Origin of the sequence: Paenibacillus sp. NPDC056579, assembly GCF_042793215.1 — a bacterium.
In the GTDB taxonomy this organism is placed as follows: Bacteria; Bacillota; Bacilli; order Paenibacillales; family NBRC-103111; genus Paenibacillus_S.
Genome location: NZ_JBHTVD010000002.1, coordinates 606,137 through 632,260 on the forward strand (window position 1 = coordinate 606,137; position 26,124 = coordinate 632,260).

Consider the following 26,124-nt stretch of genomic DNA (forward strand, 5'->3'; position numbering starts at 1 on the left):
CTTTAACGAAGTTAAACTTTCCTATGTGGTAAGAAATAGATGGGCATTGTCTTTACTTTGTAATATAATTAAGGTTACGAGTTTTATTGTGATGAGGTGATTGGTTTTGGCATGGACGGAAGCGGTCGAGAAGTTATGGAATATGTTAAGAGATCACCGGCCTTCCCTCTACCCCATGGAGGAATGGGATGATTTGCACGATATCCGGATTTCGAAGCTGCCGCAGGAGGGCCTGGATTCCCGTGCGCTTTCTAATGCGAAGGCGGTCAAGGCGGGATTGCACCTGCTGAATGAAAGCCTGGAGGCTTCGCATAAGCTGTCCCAGGAATTGCACACCCCGTTAGGCAGCTATTGGCATGCAATCATGCACAGGATGGAAGGCGACTACGGCAACTCCAAGTATTGGTTCCGGCAAGGAGGGGCGCATCCCGTTGGCGATGCCTTGCAGGCTGCGGCCAAAGCGCGGGTGCAAAGCTATGCTGCGGAAGCCTTCGGCAGCGACTCGTTAAAGAATCGGCTGGATAAGCTGGTGTCGGGGCCGTCCTGGGATCCGTACTTGTTCGTGGATATAGTGGAGCAGCAGGTTACCGTCGTTCAGAACGAACAGGCGGAGGAGCTGCTGACAGAGCTGCAATGGGTGGAAATCAAGCTTCTCGTGCAATACTCGTTCCAGCAGACCGGAGGACATTCCCTTGAGCTCTGATCTGCGCCGCATGTCGCTTGTCCCAGGCAACTCTATTCATCTGATGCTCCGAGTATACCGGTATGTGCTGCCCGAGGTTAGGGAGCAGTTGAAGTTTTGGCGTTCCAAGGCGGAATCCATTCCGGATCTGGAGCTTCAGAAGCAGGCAATTGACAGCATGACGAGCAAGCAGTTTCACTGTGAAGGCGGGGCTGTATATGCTGCCGCTAATTTGCCGATGCGTCATGTGCTTATTCCGTTAATTGTCGCTTTCCAAACGATCAGCGATTACTTGGACAACCTGTGCGACCGCAGCACGTCGATGGACCCGGACGACTTCCGCATGCTGCACCAATCGATGCTCGATGCCGTCGATCCGGCGGAGCCGCTGCACGATTATTACGCACTCCGGCAGGAGAAGGAAGACGCCGGGTACTTGAATGAGCTTGTCAAAACATGCCAGGCTAGCATCAGGCTCCTGCCGTCCTATTCTTTGGTAGCGGACAACGTACGCAAGCTTGTCGGGCTTTATTGCGACCTGCAGGTGTACAAGCATATTCGCCATGAGCTGAGAGAGGACGCGCTGCAAGCCTGGTGGAGCAAGCACGAGGCGAGCTTTCCGGCCATAAGCTGGAATGAGTTCGCGGCGGCGACGGGGTCGACGCTGGGCGTATTCATGCTGTTTCTGGCAGCCTCGGATTCCCAATTGAAGCCGGCTGCCGTAGAAACGATTCACGATGCTTATTTTCCGTATATTTGCGGATTGCATATATTGCTGGATTACTTGATTGACCAGGAAGAAGACGAAATCGGCGGCGATTTGAACTTTTGCAGCTATTACGACAACATGGATCAGACGGTAGAGCGGATTGCGGCTATCGTGCTGGAAGCGCGCAACAAAGCGAACCGGCTGGAGCATCCGGCGTTTCATCGCATGATTATTGAAGGTTTACTCGCATTGTATTTGTCCGATCCGAAAGTAAGCAAGCAGAAGCAGGTCAAGCAAATTTCACGGGAATTAATGAAAGGCAGCCCGTTGACGCGCCTCTTTTTCTTCGTCAACAGTGTTTGGATTCGTAAAACATCATAATTTCCCGAGCACCTGAGTGCAAGGAATAGGAGGAAACCATACATGTCTATTAAAAAAATAGCCGTTTTGACCAGCGGCGGGGATTCGCAAGGAATGAACGCCGCAGTGCGCGCGGTTGTGCGCAGCGGGCTGTTTCACGGGTTGGAAGTTTATGCGGTGCAGCGCGGCTATGCCGGTTTGATCAACGACGACATCCGCGAGATGGACTTGCGAAGCGTGGGCGACATCATTCAACGCGGCGGCACCATTTTGCAAACGGCTCGCTGTAAGGAGTTTATGACACCTGAAGGGCAGCAGCTCGGTGCGGACAACCTGCGGAAGCGGGGCATCGACGGTTTGGTAGTTATCGGCGGCGACGGCTCTTACCAAGGCGCCAACAAGCTGAGCAAGCTGGGCATCAAAACGATGGGCTTACCGGGAACGATCGATAACGACATTCCGTTCACAGACTTTACGATCGGTTTCGATACGGCCGTCAGCATTGTAGTTGACGCGATCAATAAGCTGCGCGACACCATGAGCTCCCATGAGCGTTCTTCCGTTGTTGAAGTTATGGGACGCCACTGCGGCGATATTGCGCTGTATGCCGGACTGGCCAGCGGTGCGGAAACGATCCTCGTACCGGAAGTGCCGTTCGATCTCGATGAAGTAGCACAACGGATGGCGGGAAACTTCGACCAAGGGAAGCGCCATAGTATCGTCGTCGTAGCGGAAGGCGTGTGCAAGGGCGAAGAAATCGCCAACGAAATCACGAAGCGCAACGGCATTGAGCCGCGCGTTACGGTGTTGGGCCATATCCAACGCGGTGGAGCTCCGACTCACAATGACCGTATTCTCGGAGGGAAGCTGGGCGATTTTGCCGTCCGCAAGCTGATTGAAGGCGAATCCGGCAAATCATGCGGCGTCATCAAAGGGGAATTGGTTACGACTGACATCGATAAAGTAGTCAACTCGAAGAAAGAGTTTAATATGGAACTGTACGAACTGACCAAGCGCTTGTCCCAATAAGGCTTCATTGCGAAACAAGAACACCCCGTGGAACGGCCCGCTTAAGGCGAGACGGTTCCATGGGGTGTTCTTTTTACGGCTTAAGCGGCCAAGAACAGGTAAAGCGACTGGCGGATCTTAGTTCGTCGTAAGCAGATGCTCCAGAACGGCCATGATCTCGGAGGTAGGGCGGTTCCCTTTTTTGGCGTACACGATTGTTCCGTCCGAGGCTATCACATAGACGACACGCTGCTGGCCTAGAAGAAACACTTTCCCGACGTCGTACAGCTGGCGGATCATTTCCTCGTGATCGGAAACGAGAGGGAAGTCATACATAAACTTTTGGGAAAATTTCCGATGCTCCTCGACGGATGCAGGATTGATGCCCAGTACCAGCGCATCATATTTGGCATATTCCGCTTTGGAGTCACGGACGGCACACAGCTGCTTCGTACAAATAGGCGTTTCGTCCTTCGGGTAAAAGATTAAGACAATCGGCTGTTTACCGAGATAATCGTTCAATCGGATCGGACCGAGCGTAGAGTCGGCTTCGAAGGCGGGAGCTTGTTCGCCTATCATCAGCATGCATCATCATCTCCTTTATAGATTGTCCGTTAGTTTCATTGTAGCTAATATTAGAAAAAAAATGCAACAATGACCGGATTCTGATACGATAGAAAGCATGGCCTATAGAAACGGATCCTTGTAGCTTTTGGGACAGAAAAATAGGCGTTTCCATAAGTTGACTTAGTATACATTGTATACTACTATGTGTATAAAGTTAAGCGAAGGAGCCAAATGTGATGAAAATAACCATTTTAGCAGGCAGCAACCGCAAGCAATCGACCAGCACCCAATTATGCCGATATATCCAAACCGTTCTGGAAGGCAAGGAATGCGAAGTTACGCTGATTGATCTGAATCAATCGCCTGTACCGATTTACAGCCCGGATGTCGAAGCGAATGACACCAACCTGCTGTTCATGAAACAGCAATTGAAGGATGCGGACGGCATCGTTCTGGCAACACCCGAATACCACGGCGCTCCAAGCGGCGTATTGAAAAACGCACTGGACCATGTCGGCTTTGAGCAGTTCGACGGGAAAGTCGTGCTCTCCGTCAGCTCTACGGGAGGCGCCGTTGGCGTAAGCTCCTTGCAGCAGCTGCAAACGATCGTCCGCAACGTGCACGGCATTAACTGCCCCGAGTGGATTTCGATCGGAGGCGATCAGCGCGTGTTTACGCCGGAAGGAGAACCGGCGGACACGAAGGTGAAGGACCGGGTTCATCGCACGGTAAATTATTTTGTACACATGGTAACGACGTTTCGAGGTTAATCAACGAAATTTTGGAGTGAATAATTGATATGCCCATCTTGAATAACGATTGGGAAGACTTGCTGGCACAGGAATTCGAGCAGTCCTACTACAAAGAGCTGCGGCAGTTTCTTAAGGAAGAATACGGATCGCGGACCATCTATCCCGATATGTATGATATTTTCAATGCGCTGCGCTTAACGCCTTATGCGGATACGAAGGTCGTTATCCTAGGACAGGACCCGTATCATGGCCCGGGGCAAGCCCATGGGTTGAGCTTCTCCGTGAAGCCGGGAGTCCCTGCGCCGCCGTCATTGCAAAACATGTTCAAGGAGCTGCGAGACGACCTTGGGTGCAAAATCCCGAATAACGGCTATTTGGTCCGTTGGGCGGAGCAGGGCGTATTGCTGCTCAATACGGTAATGACCGTACGGGAGGCTACGCCGAATTCCCATAAGGGTAAAGGCTGGGAACGATTTACGGACTGCGTGATTTCTCAATTGAACCAGCGCGAGCAGCCTGTCCTCTTCATCCTGTGGGGCAGCCACGCACAGCAAAAGATGCAGCTGATAACGAACAAGCATCATAAGGTGCTGCGTTCCGTTCATCCAAGCCCCTTGTCGGCGCACCGCGGATTTTTTGGCAGCAAGCCGTATTCCCAAGCCAACGATTTCCTGAGAAGCATCGGCACGGAAGCCATCGACTGGCAAATACCGGACTTATAACTTGATAAGAATAACAAAATCCCCGCTGGATAAATTCCAACGGGGATTTTTACATCCACGGATGCTTTATTTATATTCGACATTTGGAGTGTACGTATTCACTGCGTTCCACAGTAAAAATTCCTCTACGCCGTTATCCTTCAGTGCACGGATCTGCTCTTCGACTTCATGTTTGCCGTACTTGATATAGCCTTGCACCCAGGAGGCGGTGAAGTCTTGTATCCATGGACGAATAATGGGCTGTATATCGTTGATCGGAGCCAGCTTTTTGTGTGTATCCTTCATTGCTCCGTTGATCGTGACGTACGGCTCGGCATCAGGAATTTTGGCTCCGAACCATCCGGTAGAGTAATGGCTTGGATAGATCATCGGGCTGATGACGTCGACATTTTCCGAAATCTTCTCGAAATCCTGTCCGATCCCTTCCGCGGCGGGAACCGAGGCTGCATAGCCGAAGATGTCCACGGAGACTCGGACGCCTAATGGAGCCAGCTGCTCTCTGGCATACTTGACGAACTCAGCAACCGCCTGGATTCTAGTCCGTTCGTCTTTGTCATACTTTAATGTATCCGCCCGTTTCTCGAACCCTTCCGGGAATCGCACGTAGTCGAACTGAATTTCCTTAAAGCCGGCTTTGGCCGCTTCTTTGGCTATGGCGATGTTGTAATCCCATACTTCTTTTTTATAAGGATTGACGAAGCTGTCGGGATTGGACTTATTGTTGCCCCACAGGGTGCCGTCCGGATTGATGAATGATAGCTCGGGCTGCTTCTTGGCAAGAACGGTATCTTTGAATACGACGATCCGCGCGATAGGATAGATGTCATGCTCCTGCATTGTGCTTATCAGCTTGGGCATATCGGAAATGATTTTTTGGGTCGTTCCCATAGCCTCCAGCTCGGGATTGCCCGTATTGTAAGTAATGTATCCCCAATCATCTTTAATGTCGACAACCATGGAGTTGAGCTCCGTATCGTCGAGCAGCTTCAGCAGCGTGTTCATTCTTGCACCGGCTGCGCTGTGCGCCGTTACATAGACCCCTTTGATTTTAGGGGCGTCTTTTTGCGGATCCTTCTTGTTAAGAGGTCTTAAATAATCGTTATTGCCCGTACCGGAGTCGGCTTGCCGGACGACCGCGTTCTTGGAATCGAGCGAAGCCTGAACGAGCTGGTCGAAGCTTACGTTAGGGTGATCGGCTCCGACTTGGCCTGCGACCATCAACAGCGATGCTAGTAAAAGTTCCATATGCTTGTCAATCTCTCCTTGCCAGAATGATATCTACCATTATAATAAAAGAGTCGATAGGTAAATAGAGAACTTTGACGCATTTTGTTGAATTTTTGGTGTTTAGGTTAACTTGCCAAAGAAGGACCGGTGCTATGAAAAATCAAATTTGGACTTTGCGTGGGCTCAATTTTTTTTACTATGCGACAACGGCTGTCCTCATGCCGTTTTTGCCGATTTATTTTGAATTGAAAGGGTATTCTTCCGCGCAAATCGGGCTCTTAATGATGTTCGGCCCGTTCGTAGCCATTTTCGCTCAACCGCTATGGGGGTATTTGAGCGACCGGTACCACACGTTGAAATTGATCATTTTCCTTCTTTGGACTTGTACGCTGCTCTCCAGTACAGGAATTTTCGTCACGGAGGGCTATGGATGGTCATTTTTGTTCATGCTGCTGCTTTACTTTTTCATGCTTTCTTCCGTTCCGCTATTGGACAGTGTGACGATCAAAGCGACGATCCATGCCGGCTTGCCCTACGGCTCCGTGCGGATGTGGGGATCGCTCGGCTTCACATTGATGGCGATGACGGCAGGCTCGGTTCTCAGCCTGATTGGGGGACTGCAGAGCATTCCATGGCTGTATTGGTCCATATGGGTTTTTCCTCTCGTGCTGCTGTTGTTTCTTAAGGACGAAAAGGGAGGCGGTCCGGGCATTTCCATTACCGCCCTTACTAGTGTTCTCAAAAACCGTCCTTTTTTATGGTTTTTGCTTCTGATTTTTTTGCTAATGATTCCGCACCGGATGAATGACGGATTGCTGGTGCTGTATTTGAAGGATTTGGGGGCACCCGATTCGATGGCCGGTTGGGCTTGGGCGCTCGCAGCATTAAGCGAAGTACCGACCTTCGCATTGCTGGGCAGGTATATGCACCGGTTTCATGAGCTGGCGCTGCTTGGCATGGTAGCGGTATTGTATACGGTCCGTTGGGCATTGTATGCATGGATCACGGATCCGTCAATCCTCATTGCGCTGCAGCTCACGCATTCCGTAACCTTCGCCGTGTTCTGGATTGTTGCCGTACAGTACGCCGTAAGGCTTGTACCGGAAGAGCTGCGCTCGACGGGGCAGGCGATGCTTGCGGCCGTGTTTCTTGGACTCGCGGGGATTACCGGTGGCTTCGTTGGAGGCTATATTAAAGATCTGTGGGGCGGCCAGGCCATGTACGGCTTCGGAGCCTGCTTGACAGCTATAGCTGCCGTTCTGCTGCTAGGCACCCGTGCGGTTTCCCGCAAGGAGCGAAGCCTTCAAAAGTAACTGTTTCCTTTATCAAACAAAAAAAGCCATCGGCCTTCAATAGGCGGATGGCTTGTTATTTTGTCCTCACCCTTGTTTGGTTTGGCTTGGAACTACATTGTCCTGCTTCGGAGCTTCGGCGGATACCAGTTCTTTCTTTTGAACCGGGGGTTCATCATTAGATCCGGAGTTGTTGTTGCCCGTTGTGGCATCCTTGAACTCGCGGAACATTTTACCGAAACCGCGGCCGAGCTCCGGCAATTTATTCGGGCCGAACAGCAGCAATGCGACAAGAGCAATTAATATGATATGCCATGGTGAAAGTGCGCCCATGCGATCTACCTCCGTTATATAGTATTAACTCTATCATACCATTATTTTAAGGAAATATAACGAAAAATTTATTACGAAACACGAAATTTTTCGCGAATCCAAAATAAAGACGCCCTCAATGGAGCAAGGCGTCTTTTTGATGTTCGGAAATACTGTATTGAATAATTTCCATTGCATCCTCGGCTTCCAATGCTTCAAGCCCGTTGCGCAGCACGATCTCAAAATCGAGCTCGGACCGCTTCAGGAAAGGATACAACTCGGGAGTCAATCTCATTACAATCGTCGATAACTTTACTGTTTCCACAAGCATCACCCTTTCTCGTCATCTCTTGGAGAGGATCAGGCTAGACTTACGTGTAGCAGCACAGGTAAAGCATGAGGAGTTGTATGAAATTACTCCTTTCATTATAACACAAATGACGCAAGAATGTATGGGATTTTATTCTAATCTTTTCTTAATATTAAATCCTTGTCCACTGCTTACCCACGCCGGAATTGCCCCATAATGCCTACCGTTTCGACTATGTTGACGAACGCATCCGGCGCCGTTTCACGGATCATGATCTGCAAATCGGCCAGCTCGTAGCGGGTGGTTACCGTCATCAGCATATGCTGAGGATGCTTCGTATAAGCTCCTTCGGTAGAGAGCACCGTCACGCCGCGCTGAATTTTCATCAGCTGCTCAAGCAGCGCGTCCTTGTTCTTCGTTACGATGAATACGGTAACCTTCAAATGGCGGGTATGGATCGTGTCGATGATCTTGCCCGTAACAAATATGGACAGCATCGAGTACAGCGCCAAGTCCCAATTGTTTTTAAAATAACCGAGCGCCACAATAACCAATCCGTTTAATATAAACAGCAACGTGCCGAGCGGAAAGTCTTTCTTTTGAGTGATGATCGAGCCGATAATGTCGAAGCCGCCGGTGGAGCCGCCTACACGCATGCTGATGCCCGTACCGATACCTATAAGCACACCGCCGGTAACCGCTGCCAAAATTTCATTTTGCGCAACAGGATGCAGCGGAATCAGCTCCATAAACCAGCTGGTCATAATGACGGAGACGACGCTCAGAATAATAAACTTGCGGCCGATCTTTAACAGTCCCCATATCAGGATGGGCAGGTTGCTGATAAAGTACAGAATGGCGATGTTCCATCCGGTTAAATAACCGACGATCATCGATATCCCCGAGAAGCCTCCGCTCAGCAGCTGGTGCGGAATCAGGAACAGGTTAAAGCTAGCCGATACGATAGCGCTGCCTAGAATAACGATGAGCAGTGATTTTGACCATTGGTAAAACATAGGTAGTTCCTCCAAGGTGTAAGTGAAGTTATCCTTAGTATCGGAATCATTACAAGGTTTCAATCATCTGCTTAACAATAGCGGGGATTGGGTTAGTTTTTTGTCTTATAAACGAATGGAAGTCATATAAAAAAAGCCCCGCGATACGAAGTGTATGCGAGACTTTTTGTGGTAATAAATGTTTATTTTCTCTTGAAGGAACCGGAGCGCGTACTGGTGCTCGGTTTCGATTTGGAGCTCGAGCTAGGCGCCTTGTAAGTAGGAGTGGAGCCGTCGTTTTTACGAAGGTTGCTGCTACTGCTACTACTGTTGCTGCTGCTAGAGCTTCCCGAGCTGCTCTTCGGCGGAGTCGTGGTGCTAGAACCGGAAGAAGACGGTGGAGTGGTCGTCCCGGTGCTGAAGCTGCCCTTTCTGTCCGTTGTAGACGGACTCGTCTTGGAAGGCGCCGTCGCGCTGCCCGAAGAGCTCTTGGACGAAGAGGGGAAAGGTACCGACTGGTATTTCCCGTAATCGTTATACCGTTTGCTCGATGTGTATCCGCGGTAATCTTGACCGCTCGAATGGCTGCTGAACCAGCCGCCTCCGAACAGGGATTGCAGCAATGATGCCGTTATATAGCCCTGTAAAAAGGACGAGCCGTAGTTTTCCTTGGCATATTCAATGGAATCCAGCTCGACGAGCGTATTCCCTTCGTTCTCAGGGTCCTTCTGAATGTTAACGATTTTATTGTCATAAACAAGGAACATCTGATCAGCCGATTCCTTGCTGGTTTCCTTCGGCGGTTCCTGACCGGCCAATTCTTTGGCGACGGTAGGCACATCCTTGCCTTCGACCGAGTAAATTTTGGCAGTCGTTTTACCTTGGCCCTGCACATCGATTAAGGAGTAATTATCTTTGATATAATTGCCGGCGTTGCCGCAACCTGCTAGCAGAGCAAAGACCAGGATGATCGAAAGCCACTGCAGCGAACGCTTCTTCATAGCGGAATCACCTCCATAGGGGTCTTCCCATTATAGCACTTATCGGGAGCCTTTCATAAACTTGATTTGTCCGGCCGGCGTCTTCGTGCCTTCCATCGCAACGAATTTGCCGTCCTGCCATTGCAGGAAGAAGTAGCGGCCTTCCGGACCGAAATAACGCCAGATCATCACATCGTCATTGCCGCGAAAATCGGTATTTCCATCGGCGCGAACCGTATCGCTCCGGTGATTGTCCAAATGGTACGTCACATCGCCGTCTACGTCCAGCTCCGTAGGAACATCGTGCGGGCTGTCCAGAGATCCCTCCACAAAATGGCATACGAAGCATTCATAAGTGCGGCCTTTCTCGATCAGCAGGCAGGCCATGTCATTGCCGTTCTGCAAATAGTAAGCGTAGCGGTGAGGTGCAAAGCCTCTGTCGAAATAAGTCAATTTTCCCGAAACGACATACTCTTCCAAATCTACGTTAATGATGTCTCCCACCTGGGAATCTTCGATAGGATTCGTCGCTTTGACAGGCGCCTCTTCTTTATTGCTCTTGATGATAGCACCGACTCTTTTCCAAATCGACATGGCGAACTCTCCTTTGTATATACAATAAATACTTGCTCGTTTCTTTTGTATTATACATATAATATACGACAATACGGAAGTGAAGGTTTCACTCTGAAATTTCTGGAATATCATTTTCATTTGTGGTACAATACTAAAGATATTCTTAAGTACGGCCTTGCGTATTTAAATACGAATGCTTCGGACGCATTTTGCAGATACAATATAAGGATATAGGAGTCGCACTTAAGGGTAAATAAAAACAAGAACCCTATGTTAAAAGGAGATTGAAATCATTTGAAAAACTTCAACGAATTCGGCTTAGAGCCAAAGGTACTGCGCGCCATTACGGAAATGGGCTTTGAAGAGTCGACACCGATTCAGGAGAAAGCAATTCCGATTGCTATGGAGAATCGCGACTTGATCGGGCAAGCCCAAACCGGTACGGGGAAAACGGCTGCGTTCGGTATCCCGCTCGTTAACAAGATCGACGTTAAAGAAGAGAAAATCGTGGCATTGATCATGTGCCCGACACGCGAGCTGGCCATTCAGGTCGCAGAAGAAATCGAGAAGCTGGGAAGATTCAAGGGAATCCGCTCGCTGCCGATTTATGGCGGTCAAGATATCGTGAAGCAAATTCGCGCATTGAAAAAGAGACCGCAAATCATCATCGGTACGCCTGGACGCTTGCTCGACCACATTAACCGTAAAACGATCAAGCTGGACGACGTCCAAACCGTTATCCTTGATGAAGCGGACGAAATGCTGGATATGGGCTTTATGGATGACATCCAGTCCATCCTGAAGCTTGTTCCTGAAGAGCGTCATACGATGCTGTTCTCGGCAACGATGCCGGTTAACATTCAAAAGCTGGCTCATCAGTTCCTGAAAAACCCTGAGCATGTATCCGTTATTCCTAAGCAAGTCAGCGCGCCATTGATCGACCAATCGTACATCGAGCTTCACGAAAGACAAAAATTCGAAGCTTTGTGCCGTTTGATCGACATGGAAGCTCCGGAATTGGCAATTATTTTCGGCCGCACGAAGCGTCGCGTCGACGAGCTGGCGGAAGCATTGCAAAAACGAGGCTACACGGCGGAAGGCTTGCACGGCGACTTGTCCCAGAACCAACGCGATAACGTTATGCGCAAATTCCGCGATGGCAGCATCGATGTGCTGGTAGCTACCGACGTAGCGGCACGCGGCTTGGACGTATCCGGCGTTACTCACGTTATTAACTTCGACCTGCCGCAGGATCCGGAGAGCTATGTACACCGTATCGGCCGTACAGGACGTGCAGGCAAAGAAGGGGCGGCTTACACCTTCGTTACGCCTAGAGAGATCGACCACTTGCATTTCATCGAGAAAATTACTCGTCATAAAATTGCAAGAAAGCCAATGCCTAGCCTTGCAGAAGCTATTGAAGGCAAGCAAAAGGTTACGGCTGAACGCATCTTGGAAGTATTGCAAAAAGACGAGCATAACGAATACAAAGGATTGGCAATTCAATTGCTGGAGCAGCACGATTCCGTGCATTTGCTTGCTTCCGCATTGAAGCTGCTGACCGGAGACAAGAAGGAAATCGAGATCGAGCTGACTCCGGAAGAACCGCTTCGCGCTAAGAAGAGAAGACCGGACGTTCGCAGCTCCGGCCGCAGACCATCCGGTCCTTACGGAACGGCAGGCGGCGCTCGCCGCAGCGACGGCGGCAGACCTTACGGCGATCGTGACCGCTCTGGCTCCAGACCTCCGCGCAGAGATGGCGGCGGAAGAGATTACTCCCGCGACCGCGATAGCCGCGGCGGACGTGGAGAAGGCCAAAACCGCGATTATGGACGCGACCGAGGATTTAACCGTTCTACCTCTTCCCGTTCCAACAATGAAGAATTGGTGAAAAACTAATTGACCAGGGCATCACGCCCTGTCATGAACTAAAAAGGTGAAGCTTTCTATTTAAGAAAGCTTCACCTTTTTTTGTTACCATCTATTAATAAAAAGATCCTTGAAGTACGATAACCAACAGGATGAACAGTACCAAAATAATTGCGGAAGAAGTAAAAAGTCCTCCTACAGACATGTCGTCAGCCTCCTTTACTTGTGTGATTGCCGGGTGTTGATATATCATATGTCTATGGACTTTTGCTGCATAGACTGCTACCTAGATGGATGAAAATAGGCTATAATAGAGCTAGTCACCTAAAGGTAAGCCAAGCATTGTATTCGCTAAGGAGGGTTTTGTATTGGAGTTTAAAGGAGTAATGGGGGGATTTTACCGCATTTCAGAATGGATTATGCGGTTATCCGTTATAAATGTGTTATGGATTTTATGCGGCTTGCCTTTTTTCCTCATCGCATTCTTCGGATTGTTCACGATTCAGGTGGATGAAACCCTGATGCAGTTTTACTCGATGTTGATCGTATGCGGGATCTTAGCGCCGTTCACCTTGTTTCCGTCGACAGCAGCCATGTTTGCTGTAGCTCGCAAATGGTTGACCGGCGAAGAGGACGTACCGCTGTTCAAAACGTTTTTCCGCGGGTACAAGGAAAATTTCAAGCAAGCCATGCTCGGCGGACTGATTTACTTTGTATTCGGAATCGTAATTGCAGCGAATTTGTATTACTATAACTCGGTTGGCGGCGGATGGAGCGTCTTGAAGTATTTGGTGTTGACGCTTACAGTTCTTCTGTCCGTATCCTTCTTTCACTTTTTCTCCATCTTGTCGCATCTTCATATGAAGCTGCTGCAAATTATTAAAAACTCCATTCTCATTACGATCGGTCATCCGGCGCGCTCCATTTCGATGATCGTACTGAACGGGGTTGTCGTATATTTCAGCTTGGCGAAGTTTACGTTCTTAATTCCGTTTTTTATGGGCAGTATTATTGCGGTCATCTCGTTCTGGCACTTTAATACGATATTCGGCAAGCTTCAGACGAAGCAGCAGGAATTGGCAGAGAAGGAAGCGGAAGCCCAGGCCGAAGCTGAAGGACAAAAGGAAGAGGATCCGCTGCAGCTGAATGCGGGTGACGGGGACGATAAGGACGTGCGCAAGGATGTCGTTCCGGCAGACAAGTCTTTTTCAGCTTCCGTGAATCAACAAGAGCCGGATGGGAAACCTAAGACAAGCGATCAATAAATTGCATCACATGGCAAGAAGTTGATACGCGCCGAGGTTTACTTTTCGGAAGCAAACGAATATAATGAGTGTACAACAAAATCCTGCGATGTACGTTTCGGTTTTAAGTTGTTTTGAACCAATGACTGTTTCTTGGGAGACCTACATTGAATCGTTGCTGACATGCCCTCGAAAAGGGACTTCAAACGCGGTTCTGCGGACACCCACCTGCGAGAGCGGGTTTGAAACGCTAAATCGGACGGCATATGCGGGTTTTTTTGTGCCATTTTCTGAACATACAATCATGCGGAAAGCCTGTTTCGGATACGAAATCCGGACAGGCTTTTTTAGTGTGCAGATAAGACTGTGCTAAAAAAGCCGGACGAAGCGTTCCTTCGTTCCGGCTCTTGGTATGGCTATAACGATGCGAGATCGGATAACTGATGCAGCGTTGTTTTTAAAGTCGGATATAGGGTCTTGTAAACCTCATAATACCGCTCGTATTGCTTCTGATTGTCCGCATTCGGTTCCACGCGGTCAACCACTTGAATCCATCGCTCGCATAAATCCTCAATGTTCTGATTTAACACGCCGGAGGCAGCCATCACAGCAGCTCCATAGGCGGGGCCGTCCGTCGAGTTGACCGTTACGACGGGGTAGCCGAAGATGTCGGCGATCATTTGCCGCCAGAAGCCGCTACGGGCTCCGCCGCCGTTGACCCGCAGCTCTTTGATCTCGATGCCGGAGGCTTTGACCAGCTCCAGGGAGTCGCGGAGTCCGAACGTGATGCCTTCCAGGACGGCACGGGTCAAGTGAGCCTTTGAGTGGCGCAGGTTCAAACCGATGAATCCGCCCCGTGCTTGCGGGTCCGGATGCGGCGTGCGCTCGCCGGTCAAGTAAGGCATGAACAGCAAGCCTTCGCTGCCCAGCGGGGCGGTAGACGCCAGCTCGGTAAGGTACTCGTACACGTCGCGTCCTTCTTCCTCAGCCCGCTTAAGCTCCTCGTAAGCGAAGTGGTTCTTCCACCACTGGAACGAGCCTCCGGCCGCCAGCATGACGCCCATACGGTGCCACTTGCCCGGCACCCCATGGCAGAAGGAGTGCAGTCTGCACTCCGCGTCGGCTTGATACGTGTCGTCGTGGACGAAGACGACACCGGACGTACCCAGGGCAACCGAAGCGATGCCCTGCTGCACGACCCCGACGCCGACCGCGCCGCAGGCTTGGTCGCCGCCGCCGGCAACGACTGGCGTGCCCGCAGCCAGTCCGGTCAGCTCCGCCGCCGCCGGAAGCAGGTGCCCGGCTATGGCGTTGCTCTCGTAGAGCGGCGGCAGCCATTCCATAGGAATGCCTAGCCGCTCTACGACTTCAGGCGACCAGCGCCGGTTCGCCACGTCGAGCAGCAGCGTCCCGCTGGCGTCGGCCATGTCCATGCCGAAGGCTCCCGTCAGCTGCAGCCTAACATAATCCTTGGGCAGCATCAAATGCGCTGTCCGGGCGTAATGCTCCGGCTCTGCATTGCGGAGCCAGATGACCTTCGGCGCGGTAAAGCCGGTCAGCGCCTTGTTGCCGGTCAGCCGGCCCAGCTCCTTCGCGCCGATCGTGCTCTCGATCCATTCGCATTCCGCGGCGGTTCGCTGATCGCACCAGAGCAGGGCGGGGCGGATGACCCGCAGCTCCCGGTCGAGAAACACCGATCCATGCATCTGCCCGGATAAGCCGATGCCGGCCACCTGGCTGCCGCTTACGGCTGCTTTATCGAGCAGCTGGCGAATGCAGGCGGCCGTTCCGTTCCACCAGTCCTCCGGATGCTGCTCCGCCCACCCGGGCTGCGGCTGCAGCAGCGGATACTCTACGCTGTGGCTTGCTTTCACATTACCTTGATCGTCTACAAGGATACATTTTACAGCGGAAGTCCCCAGATCAATACCAAGAAAATAAGACATTATGCTTCACCTCGAACGAATATCATTTACTTTGTTTATTAGATAAACAAATTCATGTTATACTATATTCGCATGCAAAAGCAAAAATCCTGCTGACTTTTGGGACGATGTTCTATAAAATAAATACTTGCACAACGGTTCAGTGAAACGGATGGTGGAAAGTGTGAAACGAGAGACGATGTCGGGAGACAGCTCGTTATTAAAAGCAATTAACAAATCGACGCTTCTTCAGCTGACGAAGCTGCACGCGCCTATTTCCAGGGCGGAGCTGGCCAAGCAGACGAAGCTGACCCGGGCGACGGTATCCGCATTGGTGGAGGAATTGATCGCCGAGCATTGGATAACGGAGACTGGGATAGGGCAATCGAGCGGCGGACGCAAGCCGATGATGCTGGAGATGAACAACACAGCGGGGTACGTTATCGGAATCGATATGAGAGCAACGAACATGCTGTGCGTCGTTACCGATCTGGGCGGCCGTGTTGTCCGAAAGTCGCAGTATCCTTATGAGGCGGCGAGTGACGCCGAGCTTGTTTTTCAGCAGCTGGGCTCCTTAATTGGCAAAGAACGCGAGCTTTTGCCCGGCAGCCCCTTAGGACTCATTGGGGCGGGAATCGGGATTCACGGATACGTCGAATACCCGTCGAGCCGTATTTTATTCGTCCCCCATATAGGGTGGAAGCAATTGCAGTGGAAGGAAAGGCTCGAAGAGCAGCTGGGCATCCCGGTTATTATCGATAACGAAGCGAATCTGGCTGCGCTTGGCGAGTTCGAATACGGGGCCGCGGAAGACTGCCCGGACATGCTCTATTTGAGCGTTGCTGCGGGAATCGGCGCGGGACTTATCTTGCACGGCGAATTGTTTAGGGGAAACGGCGGCTTCGCAGGAGAAGTCGGGCATACGACGCTGGAGTTGAACGGGCGGGCATGCTCTTGCGGCAATAAAGGCTGCTGGGAGACGTACGCATCCGAGCGGGCCATTGCGAATGATTTGCATAGGGAGTATTCGCCGGACTTTACGGAATGGCTTCTCGCGCAGCTTAAAGCGCAGAAGCCGGATGCACTGGCAGCTGTCCGTACAGCGGGGCAATATCTTGGTGTCGGGATAGGCAATATGATGCAGACTCTGAATCCGCAAATGATTGTGATTGGCAGTGCAGCGGGCCGATATGCGGATTGGATCGATGAGAGCGTCCATCAATCGTTGTCGGAACGATTCTCCTATATGAGTTCTTTTCGCGTGGAAGTGAAATATTCCCGCCTGGGTGAGGATGGCTGCGCGTTGGGCGCTATATCTTCCGTAATCCGGGACCGGATGAGTCTCCAGCCTGGCAGTTCGAATTTGAGCTGACCGAGGGAATGAAAGGCGACCGATATTGTACAAGCTGAGAGCCTGGAGACTGCAGCAGGCATGTAAGGAGTCCGTCGGGCAGTTCAAGCGAAGCTTACAAAGGCTCACGGCGCTCGCTTCGCATCAGGCTGGATCGTTTGCCTTCTGAATTAAGTTTTGCTTAGGAAGCGGCCTTTACAGCCTTGTGGCGGCGCCCTGCGATACGCGGGTTGACGCGGGATGCATGGCTGCAAACTACATAAAGAAAGCGATGTCATGGAAATGTAATATATCTTCATCAAAAAAACATAATGTTGTCAAAAATGTGAAATAACACTTTATCAACTAGGCAAACAATGATATGATAAAGATTAGTGTATACCGGATTTGTATTGTACTTCTATGAGGAGGGAAAGCTTTGTTAAAGCGCACCTTAATCGGCCTAATTCGCAGCCATGAAACAACTGGGGAGAGAGCGAAAGATCCGGCTTTGAAAACCCGATACTATAAACTGAATATGGATCAGGTTTGGGATGAAGTCACCAACATGTTTAAGAAAATGAATGGTTACAAGCTCCTTCATGAAGTAAGGAATGTTGGAGAGATCGTGGTAGAGAAGAAAACGGTAACCGGGCGGACTCAAGACATTACGCTGACTTTATTCAGCATCAATCCTTTAAAAACTGCCATCGACATCTACTCGGCCTCCAGAGGATCCTTGGGCGACTTGGGCTCCAACTACAGAACGATTCTGGAAATATACAGACAACTCGATAAACGACTTGCCGCTTATAAAGATGACAAGTAACAAGGAATGGCAGAAAAAACAGCGGGGGAAGCGTTGGCTTCTCTCGCTGTTTTTTCTTGAGATGCTATGTAATTAAACGAGCTTTTTTACAGCTTCTACAGCAGCTTCGTAGTTTGGATGCTCTGTCATTTCTTGCAGGTATTCAACGTATTGAACGGTGTCGTTAACGTCGATAACGAAGATGGATCTCATCAGAAGTTGAATTTCTTTGATCAATACGCCATAAGCTTCACCGAAGGAATGGTTCTTGTAGTCGGACAATGTAATGACTTTATCAATGCCGGCAGCACCGCACCAGCGGGATTGCGCGAAAGGAAGATCCACACTGATTGTCAGCACAACTACGTTATCGCCAAGCTTGGCTGCTTCTTCGTTGAAACGGCGAGTTTGAGCATCACAAACGCCGGTGTCAAGAGAAGGAACGACGCTGATCAGCTTGATTTTGCCTGCATAGTCAGCAAGGGTTGCTTGTTCCATCAGGTTTTTGTTAACTTGGAAGTTAGGAGCTTTGTCCCCTACCTTGATTTCTTGTCCTACTAAGGTAATCGGGTTGCCTTTAAGTGTTGCTCCGGAACGTTCTTGTGCCATGGAATGGGCCTCCTTAATATTCTTAAGAATGATTGGTATTTCACCACAGATTATTATAAACTTTTTAAAAGGAACTTGTCCAATCGGAGGAGAAGCGAGAGTGGAATTAAGACAGCTCCAATACTTTGTAAAAGTGGCCAAAAAACAACATGTGACCCAGGCGGCGGAAGAGCTGCATGTAGCGCAATCGGCGGTCAGCAGACAAATTCATCAGCTGGAAGAGGAGCTGGGCGTTTCCTTGTTCGTCCAAAAAGGACGCAATCTGCAGCTAACTCCGGTTGGCAAGCTGTTCTTGCATCGAGCGGAAGGAATATTGGCGGAACTGGAAAGGGCCGTCATAGAAGTACGGGAATTTCTTGATCCGGAAGCGGGTGAAATCCGCATCGGTTTTCCGCATAGCTTGGGTATTTATCTGCTGCCTACGGTAGTAGCCAATTTTCGCCGCACCCATCCGAATGTAAAATTCAGATTGCGGCAGGGAACGTATAACAGCTTGATTCGCGACGTCAAAAACGGCGAGATCGATCTGGCTTTCATTTCGCCGCTTCCGGACAGTCACGAGCACGTCATCGGGGAGCTGCTCCTTCAAGAGGAACTGTATGCCATCGTGCCCCAAGGTCATGTGCTAGCCGATCAACAGTCCATTTTTCTCGAACAGCTGAAGGATGAGCCGTTCGTTATGTTCAGTGAAGAATACTCGCTGCGAAACATTGTACTGGAAGCCTGTGCCAAGGCGGGGTTCGTGCCCCGCATCGGGTTTGAGGGCGAAGAGACGGATACGATACGCGGTCTGGTCGCGGCGGGAATGGGTGTCAGTCTGCTGCCGGAGATGGCGTTGACGGAGATCAGCCAGCTTCAGCCGGCGAAGGTGCGCGTCATTGAGCCTCAAGTAACGCGAAGCGTCGGATTAATTCATAGATCGGGAGAGAAGCTGCCGCTAGTCGCGGAAGTGTTTCAGCAATATTTGCTCGAATTTTTTGATTGCAAAAAATAGAGCGGCGCAGCCGAAAAAAAAGATCGCCCCGCCTGGCCTTGCGGCCGGGTGGGGCGATCTTTCGTATTAATCTTCATTGCGGTTGGTGAAGATCATGATGTATTTAACAAGCTCGAGCAGCGAGATCAGAGCTGCTGCCACATAGGTTAATGCAGCGGCGTTAAGAACTTTGGCTACGCCGCGCTCCTCGTCGTTGGTAATGAAGCCTTCGGCTACCATCAAGTCTCTGGCGCGGTTGCTGGCGTTGAATTCCACCGGCAGCGTAACAAGCTGGAACGCTACAGCGGCGGAGAAGAAGATGATGCCGAGACCGAGCAGGAAGTTAAACTGCTGGAAGAACAAGCCGGCAAGAATAAGGAACGGCGCTACACCCGATGTGATGTTGACCAGCGGGAACATCCGATGGCGCAATGTAAGCATTGGATAGTGTACCTTATGCTGAATGGCATGGCCTACTTCGTGGCAAGCTACGGAAACAGCGGCAATTGAGTTTTCATAGTATACCGGTTCGGACAATCTGACCACACGGTGAATCGGGTCGTAATGGTCGGACAAGCGGCCGGGTACCGGCTCGATCGGTACATCATACAGCCCGTTGGCATCCAGCATGCGTCTAGCTGCCTCGTACCCTGTCATTCCGGAATGTGTCGGGACTTCCGCCCATTTATTGAACGTCCCTTTCACTCGGAATTGAGCCCACAACGAGAGGGCAAATGCAATGATAATCAAGAAATCCATGGGATGAAAAAACATGGCGGCGACCTCCTTATATATTAGGAAAAGGGACCTTTACCCAATAGCAGCAGCAAGGCTTCAATACACGCAGCGGTATGAGGCGTAAGCATTTTATTAAAATTTTTCAGTTGGGAAGGCTTCAGCTTCTCAAGAATGGGGCTGATCTCCTGAACTTCCTTCTGCAGCTGCTGCAGATGGAGTTGAAGACTGTTCAGTTTGTCCGTAACCATCTCGTCGTGACTTACTTTCGTCCACAACTTTAAATTCGCCTTGATTTCCTCTAAGGTATACTTCTCCCTTTTCATCTTTTCAATACGTTTGAGTCTAGTTAAGGTTTCATCGTTATACAATCGATAATTTGTATCGGACCGCATCTCCGGTTCAATGAGTCCCATCTTCGTATAGTAGTCGATTGTTCTGGGACTGACATTCGTTATGCGAGCCAACTCCCCGATTTTATAAAGCTTCATATCCCCATCGATATCCCCTCCTGTTCTGTAGTACTTCCTTCATAGTATGTATGACCTGAAGGCGTTCTTTAGTCTTTAGTAACAATGATAACTGAAATCAAACCGTACAGTCAAACGTTATGCTTTTAGTAATTGATATAGAAGAGAAAAGGTTGACCAAATATTGAACGGAAGAAAACATGACACGAACAATGACTTTTAAGCTTTAGAGGGAAATGGACAGTTCGTCCGGTTTCGTTAGGTAAAATGACATTGTTTTTAAAGGAATAATCATTATATTGAATTAAAAAACGAATTATGCTTGTTTCATGTCAGGTTATTTTTCGTTTTTTATGAAATTTTAACGAAAATCATATTGTCAAATTTCAAAACGCTGTATATAATGACATTAAGATTTTCAAATTATGTTATATAATCTAACATTAAGAAGGAAGTGGTCAACCATGTTTAAGAAGTTGCTCCTTTCAACCGGTTTTCTATCTCTGGTCGCACCTGCAATGGCATTTGCGGCGGATGAGAAAACACCTGCCCAGCTGGCTAGTGCTATCGACTCTGTTTGGGTGATGCTCGCAGCTATTCTGGTCATCTTCATGCAAGCCGGTTTTGCCCTTCTTGAGGCGGGATCCACCCGAATGAAAAACGCAGGGCACGTAGCGGGGAAGACCATCTTGACCTTCGGAATTTGTGCAATAGCATTTTGGGCTGTAGGCTTCGGCTTCGCCTTTGGTGACGGAAACAGCTTTATTGGTACGGGAGGGTTCTTCCTTGACGGAACGCAGGAGCAGACGGCGGCTTCCATTAGTTTATTTGCCGAATCGCCGATTCCTATAGGCATCTTGTTCTTGTTCCAGCTGGCGTTTTGCGGTGTATCGCTGGCTATCGCCTGGGGCGGCTTCGCGGAACGCGGCAAGCTCCCGGTGTACTTTATCTTCGGTATTTTGTACACGGTTCTGATTTATCCGATCGTTGCTCACTGGGTATGGGGCGGCGGCTGGCTCGGTCAATTGGGGATGCAGGACTTTGCCGGTTCGACAGTCGTTCACCTTCAAGGCGCAACGGCAGCTTTGGTGGCCACGCTATTGCTTAAACCGCGGATCGGCAAATACAATAAGGATAAAACGCCTAATTTGATCCCGGGTCACAACCAGGTTTTATCGGTACTCGGCGTTATCATCCTGTGGGTAGGCTGGTTCGGATTCAATGCAGGCTCGACCTTAAGCGCAACAGGAGACGGCTTCTTCGGATATATTGCTTTGACAACGAATTTGGCGGCGGCAGCCGGCGCGGTAGCGGCGCTAATCGTTTCGTGGATGTACTTCGGCAAGGCGGATATTCCGAGCATGCTTAACGGTGTATTGGCCGCACTGGTAGCAATAACGGCAGCATGCGCATTCGTAACTCCAAGAGATGCAATCATTATCGGTGCTCTAGCTGGAATCATCACTTTCTTTACGGCTCAATGGTTTGAAAAAGCTGGAATCGACGATCCGATCTACGCATTCTCCGTTCACGGTATTGCCGGTATTTGGGGAACGCTGTCCACAGGTATTTTTGCAACACCGGAGTTAGCGGAAAAAGTTGGAGTCGGTAAAGCTGGCCTATTATACGGCGGCGGCTTGGAGCAATTGGGTGTGCAAGCGCTAGGTGTATTCGGAGCTTTCATCTTCGTACTGGTGCTTTCCTTCATTATTCTCGGTTTGATCAAAGCGACGATCGGGCTGCGGGTTACCGAAGAAGAAGAAATAATCGGTCTGGACCTTTCCGAGCACGGAACGTACGGTTATCCCGAGCAAATGAAGAAATCGGCTCAACAAGGCACGGCCAGCACACAATCGGTATAAGATTCGCAGCTTGGAATGAACCTCATTAGTTTAAAGGAGATGCCCTATGGAACGCCTCGATATGGACATGATTCGAACTGAAATTCAATCGGCCGGAGACATTCATCGGCTCAGGCAATTTCGGGATCAACTGCACGAGGAGTTCGAGCGGCGTCTCCTTCTCTCCAATACATTGGACTGGAATCGTGAACTGAATCTCGTGCATGACTGGTTTATCGCGCAAGCGGTGAAGCTGGCGGAGCACAGCGTTCAGTTGGAAGAAGGGACCGGTGCTCCCGTACCTTATGCTTTTGTCGTATTTGGAAGCGGAGGGCGGAGCGAGCAAACATTGTGGAGCGATCAGGATAACGGTCTGATTTATGATGATATCCCCGATGAAGAGGCAGCTGAAGCGGCTGAGCGATATTTTGCCCTCTTGTCGGAACGAATCAGCACAAGCTTATTGGAGCTAGGCTATCCGCTTTGTGTAGGAGGCGTCATCTGCACGAATCCGAAGTGGCGCAAGTCCTCCTCCGGTTACCTGAGGATGATGATGGATTGGCTTCAGGAGCCGAACTGGGAGCATATCCGCTATCTGTTGATTATGGCCGATATGCGTGCGGTGTACGGCGAGAAGCTCCTCGTCACCCGATTGATGAACGAAATGCTGCAATATGTCGATGTGCATCCGTCTATTCTGGAGCATTTGCTGCACAATACGCTGCATCATAAAATTTCGCTCGGTGTGTTCGGGCAGCTGATAAAAGAAAGATATGGGGAAGATGCCGGAGGCGTAGATATCAAGTACGGCGCTTATATTCCCATCGTGAACGGAATCCGGCTGCTCACCATCGAAGCGGGAGTGGAAGCAACCTCGACGGAAGGCAGAATCGCTGCTCTGCTCGAAGGCGGCTTCGTTGAAGAGGAAATCGCTCACGATTGGCTGGAAGCCCTATCCATCGCCTTGAAGCTGCGTTCCTTGACGCCGTTTCAAGTGGAAAACGGGCATTACACGACGCGCGGCAAGCTTCCTGGGGACCGGTTGACGAAGGAGCTGACGAGTGAGCTGAAGCTGTGTCTTCGGATAGGGAACGATCTGCAAAAGTATGTTAAAAAAAGCGTACACAAAGAGATAGAGCAAGGTTAGATGAACCCGGGGAGAAACGTTTTCGAAAACTTTAAGGTGGTAATGCGCAATGAAGGACTTGGGACCTGCAGGTAGAATGTGGCATCTGTACCGAACGGGAGGGATTACTTCGGCAATAACCTCCATGTTCGATGTACAGAGCGCCCAGCAGATGGCTTTCATTAGATCCATGATGAAAGAGCAGCGAAAAAATTCATTGTATGACATCCCGTTAAAGACGGTGGAACTGGTTGTTTTCGACTTGGAAACGACCGGTTTTTCGCCGTATAACGGAGATGAGATCTTGTCATTCGGTGCCGTAGCCGTTTGTGGCGAGCAGGTGATGGAGGATCAGCAATTTTACAGTCTGGTCAACCCCAAACGGCCGATTCCCGACGAGATCGTCCGGCTGACGGGTATCACCAACGAGATGGCGCTGCAAGCTCAGGAGCTGATCGCCGGGCTGCGGGCGTTTCTCGAATTTGCCCAGCAAAAAATATTGGTAGCGCATGGAACCGGTCATGACAAGCATTTTCTTAACGCGGCTCTATGGCGCACTTCAAAGGTGAATTTGTCCCACCGGATGCTCGATACGATGATGATAGCGAAATGGCTGCATCCGAAGTTAGGGCAATACGATCTCGATACGCTGCTCGAGATGTACGGTATTCCGATAGCCAGCAGACATCACGCCCTCGAAGATGCCAAGATGACGGCCCGGCTGTGGGGGATGTTCATGCTGGAAATCCAGGCTCGGGATATTCATACCTTAGGCGATTTATACGCACATTTAAGCCATCATCAATAACCCCTCTGAATGCGAATAATTCACATTCTAGGGGTTATTTTTTTGCTGCGGTTCATTGTCTGCCAGTACCCATTCCAGAGGGATGAAACGGGTTCCGGCAGACTTGTCAGCAACGTAACGGTAAGCCTGAAGGTCAGGCTTTTCTAAATCGAGCAGCGACAGGATCCAATGACTCGGCATCTGGTGCCAGGCGGTTAGCAAATCTTCGTTGGACGGAATTGCCGGCGCCAGGGGATGGGAATGGATGATGCCGACGATAATTTCATTATTATTGTCGTTTCTTCTGCTTGCTAAAGGTATCAAGGACGCCGGATCCATCTCAAAGCGTACGGCCGGTTCTTTTGCGACATTGGGCACAGGAGCAAACCTTTTTACCATTATCGTATTCCCGTATGCCGCGCCAAATAAAAAGCCGCATGCTTCATGCGGCAGAGTCTGCAAGCAATGATCCACCATAGAAGATCGTACTGCAGGTGTAATGAGTATTTTATCGAACATGATAGCTCTATAACCTCGATTGATTATCTTAAGCTTATTATAACCCGGTTAGAGGGGACGGTTCAACTGACTTTCCCCTCCGGCTTAATAAGGAAGAAGACAAGCCCCAATGTGATAAAAGCCAGAATCGTCACAGTTATAAATACAATCTGGTGAGACATATCCATCATCCAGCTGAACAGAGGCGGGCCGAAGGCAACCCCTAGAAAGCGCAAGCTGTTGTAGATCGAGGTGATCATGCCGCGCTCCTCTTTCTCGACGGAGCCTGTAATCATCGTGTTGAGACAAGGGAGCAAAAGTCCCGTCCCGATACTGCTTAAGGTAAGTAAACCGATCAATACATACAGATTTTTACCCAGAAAGAAGATGCATGTTCCTAACGAAATGACCATGAGTGTCATTCCGATATTCATCAGCCACCTCATCAAAGTGCCGTTTTTCTTGATATTGGAACCTGTCGTGTAGGACGTGACAACCATTCCGAGAAGCGGAATCGCCAGTACCAGACCCTTCATTACTCCGTCGATTTGATATGGGGGCTCCTCCAAAATATCCGATAAATAGAACAGAACGCCGAATAAAATGAAAAGGGCGAGCGAACCGGTGAAAAAGGCGGTAATAAGCCAGCGTCCTTTTTCCTTGAGAATTGTGCCGATTTTATGCAAGTAGGGCTTGAGCTTGGGAGCCGGCTGTTCTTTCTTAGGCTCTTTGAGCAGGAACATCACGGCGAGCAGGGACAACAGACAAAAGGCTGGAAAAGCAAAAAAAGCGGCATACCAGACGATCAGCGCCAATAATGAACCGATTATCGGGCTGACGACTTTTCCTGTTCCGTTGGAAGCCTCGGTTAAGCCGAGCACTTTGCTCTCGGTTCCGCCTTTATACAAGTCTCCGGCGAGAGCCATGGCGATTGAAGCTGTACCGGCTGCCCCCAGGCCTTGAATGGCTCTGGCGATAATGACGATCGTATAGGATTTCCAAACAGCGCCAAAGCCTGCCAGAATGCCAGCCGCTCCGTAAACGATCAATGAGGGAATCATGATTCCTTTACGGGAAAACCGGTCGGACAAATACCCGGACACAGGAATGAATATTCCGGCAGTGAATGAAAAGAGCGTAATGATCAGGCTGCTTTGAAATTTGCTGACGCCAAGCTGTTCCTGCAGCTCAGGAAGAATCGGGACGAGCATGGAGTTGCCTAGTACCAACACAAGTGGTACGCTGGCTATGGCAATAAACTCCCATATAGACCCTTTGGAGCCTCCGGACGTGGTGCCGGTGTCGTCCTTTTTCGTTTTGGACCGCTGAGGCTGCTGATCGTCAATTTCACTTTCGAAGGTGATGTTCAACCTCCGCGATTTTGTCTTTTGCATCTGCAGAAATTCTCCTCTTCAGC

At 50.1% G+C, this 26,124-nt stretch carries 27 protein-coding genes and 1 other RNA gene; 15 read left to right on the top strand and 13 right to left on the bottom strand.

Annotated elements, in window-relative coordinates; all coding sequences use genetic code 11:
* Positions 1-106: 106 nt before the first annotated feature.
* From ACFQ88_RS10250 to pfkA, 3 genes are read left to right on the top strand one after another with little or no spacing between them, the layout of a single operon-like run.
* On the top strand, positions 107-703 hold the full coding sequence (locus ACFQ88_RS10250) for a hypothetical protein (RefSeq protein WP_379454030.1): 597 nt from the start codon (positions 107-109) through the stop codon (positions 701-703).
* A 43-nt stretch (positions 704-746) separates the two neighbouring features.
* Complete coding sequence (locus tag ACFQ88_RS10255; RefSeq protein ID WP_239635327.1) at positions 747-1,772, top strand: tetraprenyl-beta-curcumene synthase family protein; 1,026 nt, start codon at positions 747-749, stop codon at positions 1,770-1,772.
* 42 nt (positions 1,773-1,814) lie between these two features.
* Positions 1,815-2,780 carry a 6-phosphofructokinase gene (pfkA, locus tag ACFQ88_RS10260; RefSeq protein ID WP_239633431.1) on the top strand — a complete coding sequence of 322 codons (966 nt, stop codon included), beginning with the start codon at positions 1,815-1,817 and terminating at the stop codon, positions 2,778-2,780.
* A 117-nt stretch (positions 2,781-2,897) separates the two neighbouring features.
* Here pfkA and ACFQ88_RS10265 read toward each other — a convergent pair whose 3' ends face one another.
* Positions 2,898-3,344 carry a peroxiredoxin gene (locus ACFQ88_RS10265; protein ID WP_379454031.1) on the bottom strand — a complete coding sequence of 149 codons (447 nt, stop codon included), beginning with the start codon at positions 3,342-3,344 and terminating at the stop codon, positions 2,898-2,900.
* A gap of 218 nt (positions 3,345-3,562) precedes the next feature.
* Here ACFQ88_RS10265 and ACFQ88_RS10270 point away from each other — a divergent pair, with 218 nt between their 5' ends.
* Entirely contained in the window at positions 3,563-4,096 is a 534-nt protein-coding gene (locus ACFQ88_RS10270) for an NADPH-dependent FMN reductase (protein ID WP_239633433.1), read from the top strand.
* Positions 4,097-4,125: 29 nt separating this feature from the next.
* Positions 4,126-4,800: a uracil-DNA glycosylase gene (locus ACFQ88_RS10275; RefSeq protein ID WP_379454032.1), complete on the top strand. Its 675-nt coding sequence runs from the start codon at positions 4,126-4,128 to the stop codon at positions 4,798-4,800.
* A 66-nt stretch (positions 4,801-4,866) separates the two neighbouring features.
* Here ACFQ88_RS10275 and ACFQ88_RS10280 read toward each other — a convergent pair whose 3' ends face one another.
* Positions 4,867-6,045 carry a putative glycoside hydrolase gene (locus ACFQ88_RS10280; protein WP_379454033.1) on the bottom strand — a complete coding sequence of 393 codons (1,179 nt, stop codon included), beginning with the start codon at positions 6,043-6,045 and terminating at the stop codon, positions 4,867-4,869.
* 134 nt (positions 6,046-6,179) lie between these two features.
* Between ACFQ88_RS10280 and ACFQ88_RS10285 the strand changes: the two genes are divergently transcribed.
* The gene (locus tag ACFQ88_RS10285; protein ID WP_379454034.1) at positions 6,180-7,340 is read left to right on the top strand and encodes an MFS transporter; all 1,161 of its coding nucleotides are present in this window, start codon (positions 6,180-6,182) and stop codon (positions 7,338-7,340) included.
* 66 nt (positions 7,341-7,406) lie between these two features.
* Here ACFQ88_RS10285 and tatA read toward each other — a convergent pair whose 3' ends face one another.
* The 5 genes from tatA to ACFQ88_RS10310 all read right to left on the bottom strand — a co-directional run bounded on the left by tatA (position 7,407) and on the right by ACFQ88_RS10310 (position 10,510).
* Positions 7,407-7,652, bottom strand: coding sequence for a twin-arginine translocase TatA/TatE family subunit (gene tatA / locus ACFQ88_RS10290; protein ID WP_379454035.1), 246 nt, complete (start codon positions 7,650-7,652; stop codon positions 7,407-7,409).
* Positions 7,653-7,767: 115 nt separating this feature from the next.
* Positions 7,768-7,962, bottom strand: a complete 195-nt coding sequence (locus tag ACFQ88_RS10295; RefSeq protein WP_028547871.1) for a hypothetical protein — start codon at positions 7,960-7,962, stop codon at positions 7,768-7,770.
* Positions 7,963-8,132: 170 nt separating this feature from the next.
* Positions 8,133-8,957: a YitT family protein gene (locus ACFQ88_RS10300; RefSeq protein ID WP_239633438.1), complete on the bottom strand. Its 825-nt coding sequence runs from the start codon at positions 8,955-8,957 to the stop codon at positions 8,133-8,135.
* 182 nt (positions 8,958-9,139) lie between these two features.
* Complete coding sequence (locus ACFQ88_RS10305) at positions 9,140-9,937, bottom strand: DUF4247 domain-containing protein (RefSeq protein WP_379454036.1); 798 nt, start codon at positions 9,935-9,937, stop codon at positions 9,140-9,142.
* Positions 9,938-9,976: 39 nt separating this feature from the next.
* On the bottom strand, positions 9,977-10,510 hold the full coding sequence (locus ACFQ88_RS10310; RefSeq protein WP_239633440.1) for a DUF4178 domain-containing protein: 534 nt from the start codon (positions 10,508-10,510) through the stop codon (positions 9,977-9,979).
* A gap of 276 nt (positions 10,511-10,786) precedes the next feature.
* Between ACFQ88_RS10310 and cshA the strand changes: the two genes are divergently transcribed.
* The 3 genes from cshA to ssrS all read left to right on the top strand — a co-directional run bounded on the left by cshA (position 10,787) and on the right by ssrS (position 13,884).
* Complete coding sequence (cshA, locus tag ACFQ88_RS10315; protein WP_379454037.1) at positions 10,787-12,391, top strand: degradosome RNA helicase CshA; 1,605 nt, start codon at positions 10,787-10,789, stop codon at positions 12,389-12,391.
* 338 nt (positions 12,392-12,729) lie between these two features.
* Positions 12,730-13,626: a YesL family protein gene (locus ACFQ88_RS10320; RefSeq protein WP_239633441.1), complete on the top strand. Its 897-nt coding sequence runs from the start codon at positions 12,730-12,732 to the stop codon at positions 13,624-13,626.
* Positions 13,627-13,703: 77 nt separating this feature from the next.
* A non-coding RNA gene (ssrS, locus tag ACFQ88_RS10325) (6S RNA) lies at positions 13,704-13,884 on the top strand.
* 137 nt (positions 13,885-14,021) lie between these two features.
* Here the strand turns inward: ssrS and xylB are convergent.
* Positions 14,022-15,551 carry a xylulokinase gene (gene xylB / locus ACFQ88_RS10330; protein WP_379454038.1) on the bottom strand — a complete coding sequence of 510 codons (1,530 nt, stop codon included), beginning with the start codon at positions 15,549-15,551 and terminating at the stop codon, positions 14,022-14,024.
* 163 nt (positions 15,552-15,714) lie between these two features.
* Here xylB and ACFQ88_RS10335 point away from each other — a divergent pair, with 163 nt between their 5' ends.
* Positions 15,715-16,902, top strand: a complete 1,188-nt coding sequence (locus ACFQ88_RS10335; protein WP_379454039.1) for an ROK family transcriptional regulator — start codon at positions 15,715-15,717, stop codon at positions 16,900-16,902.
* 397 nt (positions 16,903-17,299) lie between these two features.
* A complete protein-coding gene (locus tag ACFQ88_RS10340) occupies positions 17,300-17,689 on the top strand; it encodes a DUF1499 domain-containing protein (protein WP_239633444.1) in 390 nt (129 codons plus the stop codon).
* A gap of 72 nt (positions 17,690-17,761) precedes the next feature.
* Here the strand turns inward: ACFQ88_RS10340 and tpx are convergent, their stop codons facing one another.
* Positions 17,762-18,277 carry a thiol peroxidase gene (gene tpx / locus ACFQ88_RS10345; protein ID WP_379454040.1) on the bottom strand — a complete coding sequence of 172 codons (516 nt, stop codon included), beginning with the start codon at positions 18,275-18,277 and terminating at the stop codon, positions 17,762-17,764.
* 100 nt (positions 18,278-18,377) lie between these two features.
* On the opposite strand from tpx, the gene gltC reads away from it, so the two are divergent.
* Positions 18,378-19,271 (top strand): glutamate biosynthesis transcriptional regulator GltC, encoded by an 894-nt coding sequence (gene gltC / locus ACFQ88_RS10350; RefSeq protein ID WP_239633446.1) that lies wholly within the window; start codon positions 18,378-18,380, stop codon positions 19,269-19,271.
* Positions 19,272-19,337: 66 nt separating this feature from the next.
* On the opposite strand, the gene ACFQ88_RS10355 is transcribed toward gltC, so the two are convergent.
* On the bottom strand, positions 19,338-20,024 hold the full coding sequence (locus ACFQ88_RS10355) for a zinc metallopeptidase (protein WP_239633447.1): 687 nt from the start codon (positions 20,022-20,024) through the stop codon (positions 19,338-19,340).
* Positions 20,025-20,044: 20 nt separating this feature from the next.
* A complete protein-coding gene (locus tag ACFQ88_RS10360) occupies positions 20,045-20,476 on the bottom strand; it encodes a MerR family transcriptional regulator (protein WP_239633448.1) in 432 nt (143 codons plus the stop codon).
* A 443-nt stretch (positions 20,477-20,919) separates the two neighbouring features.
* Between ACFQ88_RS10360 and ACFQ88_RS10365 the strand changes: the two genes are divergently transcribed.
* From ACFQ88_RS10365 to ACFQ88_RS10375, 3 genes are read left to right on the top strand one after another with little or no spacing between them, the layout of a single operon-like run.
* The gene (locus ACFQ88_RS10365; protein ID WP_379454041.1) at positions 20,920-22,317 is read left to right on the top strand and encodes an ammonium transporter; all 1,398 of its coding nucleotides are present in this window, start codon (positions 20,920-20,922) and stop codon (positions 22,315-22,317) included.
* Between the two features lie 46 nt (positions 22,318-22,363).
* Positions 22,364-23,443 carry a DUF294 nucleotidyltransferase-like domain-containing protein gene (locus tag ACFQ88_RS10370; protein WP_379454042.1) on the top strand — a complete coding sequence of 360 codons (1,080 nt, stop codon included), beginning with the start codon at positions 22,364-22,366 and terminating at the stop codon, positions 23,441-23,443.
* A 49-nt stretch (positions 23,444-23,492) separates the two neighbouring features.
* The gene (locus tag ACFQ88_RS10375) at positions 23,493-24,230 is read left to right on the top strand and encodes an exonuclease domain-containing protein (RefSeq protein WP_379454043.1); all 738 of its coding nucleotides are present in this window, start codon (positions 23,493-23,495) and stop codon (positions 24,228-24,230) included.
* 27 nt (positions 24,231-24,257) lie between these two features.
* Here the strand turns inward: ACFQ88_RS10375 and ACFQ88_RS10380 are convergent, their stop codons facing one another.
* Together ACFQ88_RS10380 and ACFQ88_RS10385 are read right to left on the bottom strand one after the other, a co-directional pair.
* Entirely contained in the window at positions 24,258-24,728 is a 471-nt protein-coding gene (locus ACFQ88_RS10380) for a M67 family metallopeptidase (protein WP_379454044.1), read from the bottom strand.
* A 62-nt stretch (positions 24,729-24,790) separates the two neighbouring features.
* Positions 24,791-26,101 (bottom strand): MFS transporter, encoded by a 1,311-nt coding sequence (locus ACFQ88_RS10385; RefSeq protein WP_239633453.1) that lies wholly within the window; start codon positions 26,099-26,101, stop codon positions 24,791-24,793.
* Between the last annotated feature and the right edge of the window lie 23 nt (positions 26,102-26,124).

Excerpts from the sequence above, each read along its gene's own strand:
- ACFQ88_RS10310 (WP_239633440.1), bottom strand. The coding sequence starts at position 10,510 with ATGTCGATTTGGAAAAGAGTCGGTGCTATCATCAAGAGCAATAAAGAA.
- ACFQ88_RS10270 (WP_239633433.1), top strand. The coding sequence starts at position 3,563 with ATGAAAATAACCATTTTAGCAGGCAGCAACCGCAAGCAATCGACCAGC.
- ACFQ88_RS10370 (WP_379454042.1), top strand. The coding sequence starts at position 22,364 with ATGGAACGCCTCGATATGGACATGATTCGAACTGAAATTCAATCGGCC.
- tpx (WP_379454040.1), bottom strand. The coding sequence starts at position 18,277 with ATGGCACAAGAACGTTCCGGAGCAACACTTAAAGGCAACCCGATTACC.
- ACFQ88_RS10285 (WP_379454034.1), top strand. The coding sequence starts at position 6,180 with ATGAAAAATCAAATTTGGACTTTGCGTGGGCTCAATTTTTTTTACTAT.
- ACFQ88_RS10295 (WP_028547871.1), bottom strand. The coding sequence starts at position 7,962 with ATGCTTGTGGAAACAGTAAAGTTATCGACGATTGTAATGAGATTGACT.
- ACFQ88_RS10385 (WP_239633453.1), bottom strand. The coding sequence starts at position 26,101 with ATGCAAAAGACAAAATCGCGGAGGTTGAACATCACCTTCGAAAGTGAA.
- ACFQ88_RS10300 (WP_239633438.1), bottom strand. The coding sequence starts at position 8,957 with ATGTTTTACCAATGGTCAAAATCACTGCTCATCGTTATTCTAGGCAGC.
- ACFQ88_RS10375 (WP_379454043.1), top strand. The coding sequence starts at position 23,493 with ATGAAGGACTTGGGACCTGCAGGTAGAATGTGGCATCTGTACCGAACG.
- pfkA (WP_239633431.1), top strand. The coding sequence starts at position 1,815 with ATGTCTATTAAAAAAATAGCCGTTTTGACCAGCGGCGGGGATTCGCAA.
- ACFQ88_RS10380 (WP_379454044.1), bottom strand. The coding sequence starts at position 24,728 with ATGTTCGATAAAATACTCATTACACCTGCAGTACGATCTTCTATGGTG.
- ACFQ88_RS10255 (WP_239635327.1), top strand. The coding sequence starts at position 747 with ATGCTCCGAGTATACCGGTATGTGCTGCCCGAGGTTAGGGAGCAGTTG.
- ACFQ88_RS10280 (WP_379454033.1), bottom strand. The coding sequence starts at position 6,045 with ATGGAACTTTTACTAGCATCGCTGTTGATGGTCGCAGGCCAAGTCGGA.
- ACFQ88_RS10355 (WP_239633447.1), bottom strand. The coding sequence starts at position 20,024 with ATGTTTTTTCATCCCATGGATTTCTTGATTATCATTGCATTTGCCCTC.
- ACFQ88_RS10305 (WP_379454036.1), bottom strand. The coding sequence starts at position 9,937 with ATGAAGAAGCGTTCGCTGCAGTGGCTTTCGATCATCCTGGTCTTTGCT.
- ACFQ88_RS10360 (WP_239633448.1), bottom strand. The coding sequence starts at position 20,476 with ATGAAGCTTTATAAAATCGGGGAGTTGGCTCGCATAACGAATGTCAGT.
- ACFQ88_RS10265 (WP_379454031.1), bottom strand. The coding sequence starts at position 3,344 with ATGCTGATGATAGGCGAACAAGCTCCCGCCTTCGAAGCCGACTCTACG.
- ACFQ88_RS10275 (WP_379454032.1), top strand. The coding sequence starts at position 4,126 with ATGCCCATCTTGAATAACGATTGGGAAGACTTGCTGGCACAGGAATTC.
- ACFQ88_RS10365 (WP_379454041.1), top strand. The coding sequence starts at position 20,920 with ATGTTTAAGAAGTTGCTCCTTTCAACCGGTTTTCTATCTCTGGTCGCA.
- xylB (WP_379454038.1), bottom strand. The coding sequence starts at position 15,551 with ATGTCTTATTTTCTTGGTATTGATCTGGGGACTTCCGCTGTAAAATGT.
- tatA (WP_379454035.1), bottom strand. The coding sequence starts at position 7,652 with ATGGGCGCACTTTCACCATGGCATATCATATTAATTGCTCTTGTCGCA.